This is a genomic window from bacterium (assembly GCA_030654305.1).
In the GTDB taxonomy this organism is placed as follows: domain Bacteria; phylum Krumholzibacteriota; class Krumholzibacteriia; order LZORAL124-64-63; family LZORAL124-64-63; genus PNOJ01.
In genome coordinates, this window is the sequence record JAURXS010000288.1 from 1 (window position 1) to 1777 (window position 1777).

Annotated in this window: 2 protein-coding genes; both read right to left on the reverse strand. The window is 73.4% G+C overall.

Going from position 1 to position 1777, the window contains the following annotated elements; all coding sequences use genetic code 11:
- On the reverse strand, positions 1-187 hold a 187-nt coding region (locus tag Q7W29_08255; GenBank protein ID MDO9171809.1), incomplete at its 3' end, for a hypothetical protein.
- On the reverse strand, positions 181-1777 hold a 1597-nt coding region (locus Q7W29_08260), incomplete at its 5' end, for a penicillin-binding transpeptidase domain-containing protein (GenBank protein ID MDO9171810.1). The genes Q7W29_08260 and Q7W29_08255, both read right to left, overlap by 7 nt.

Consider the following 1777-nt stretch of genomic DNA (forward strand, 5'->3'; position numbering starts at 1 on the left):
CGGCGGCGGCGGCGGCGAGGTGGGCGTGGCCGTCGGCCGCCGCGCCGCGCACGGCGACGAACAGCACGCCGGGCGCGCAGCGGCGCGAATCGACCGCGACCGCGTCCACGGAAATGGGCGCGGCCGGGAGCGCCGCGTCGGCCGCGAGCTGCGGGAAGACCGCCAGGAGCTGGGCCAGCGTCACCATCGCTCCACCATCCTCACCGCGATCCCCTCGGCGCCGATGGGCAGTCCGGGCGACGGCGTCTGCTCGGCGACGTACCCGGTCCCCTCGCAGCGCAGCGGCACGCCGAGGCGGGCCGCCTCGCGGCGCACGTCGCGGTTGGACCAGCCGAGCAGGTCGGGGCACAGCCGAGAGTCGGCGCCGGTCGCGACGCGCAGCGGGGCCAGGGTGATGGTGACGGTCTCGCCGGGCAGGCAACCCGTGCCCGCACCGGGCACCTGGGCCACGACCACGCCCTCGCCCACGGCGCCGGCCAGGTGCAGTCCGGCCCCGGCAACGGCCTCGCGCGCCGCGGCGGCGGACAGGTAGAGCAGGTCCGGCACGGGCTTCGCGCCGCTGCGGTCGCGGCGGGGCAGCCGGACGTGCGCCGCGGTTTCGGCGCCCACGAGCCAGTCCGTGCTGCGCCCGACCTCCTGGACGATCCGTCCGAACAGCGGGGCCGCGCTCTGCGAGGCGTAGTGGTGAGCGTAGTCGGGCTCGTCCAACATCGTCAGGATCACCAGGCGCGGCTCTGCGGCGGGCACCATCCCCAGGAACGTCGACATGTACTTGCCGGGCACGTAGCCCTCGCCCGGCAGGGCCTTCTGGGCCGTGCCGGTCTTGCCGCCGCACTCGATCCACTCCAGGCCGGCGGCCCGCCCGGTACCTCGCCGCACGACCTCGCCCAGCGCGTCGCGCAGCAGGGCCGCCACTTCGGCCGACACCGCGCGGTGCAGGGCTTCGGGCCGGGTGCGCTTGACGATCGACCCGTCCTTCTCGCGGATCTCGACGACCAGGCGCGGCGCCATCAGCATCCCGCCGTTGGCCACCGCGGCGGCCGCCATCGCCAACTGGATGGGCGTGGCGAGCAGCTCCTGGCCGATGGCGACCGTCGACTGCGTGCGCCGCGACCAGCGGCCCGGCTCCTGCAGCGCGCCGCGCGTGCGGCCGGGATAGGGCACCTCGTCGCGGACGCCGAAGCCCAGGTTGGTGAGGTCGTCGAAGTACTGCTCGCGGTCCAGCGCCAGCACGGTGCGCGCGAAGTAGACGTTGCTGGAGTGGACGAACGCGTTCAGGAACGACATGCGCCCGAAGTCGTGCCCTTCGGAGTTGTGGATCTTGTAGCGGTCGAACTGGATGTTGTCGCAGTCGTAGACGGCGGCGGTGTCGAGCTCGGAACGGTCGAGCAGCGAGGCCGCGGTGAAGATCTTGAAGACCGACCCCGGTTCGTAGGCCCCCGTGAAGACGAAGTTGTCCCAGGCCGAAGGCCCTTTCGCGTCGCTGCGCTCCCGCAGCACGGGCGTGTCGGCAGCGGCGAGGATGTCGCCGGTGCGCGGGTCGACGATCAGCACGGCGCCGCCGACCGCGTGGCAGGTGTCCACGGCCGCGGCGAGTTCCTGCTCGGCGATGATCTGGAGGTCGGCGTCGATGGTCAGCATCACGTCGTGACCGTCGACGGCGGGCTCGGTCACCTGCAGGCCGTCCGTGTTATCGCCCGGACCCATCGCGTACATCAGGCCCTTGCCCGGCTGGCCCGCCAGATCCTCATCGAGCGAGCATTCGAGGCCTGCGGTG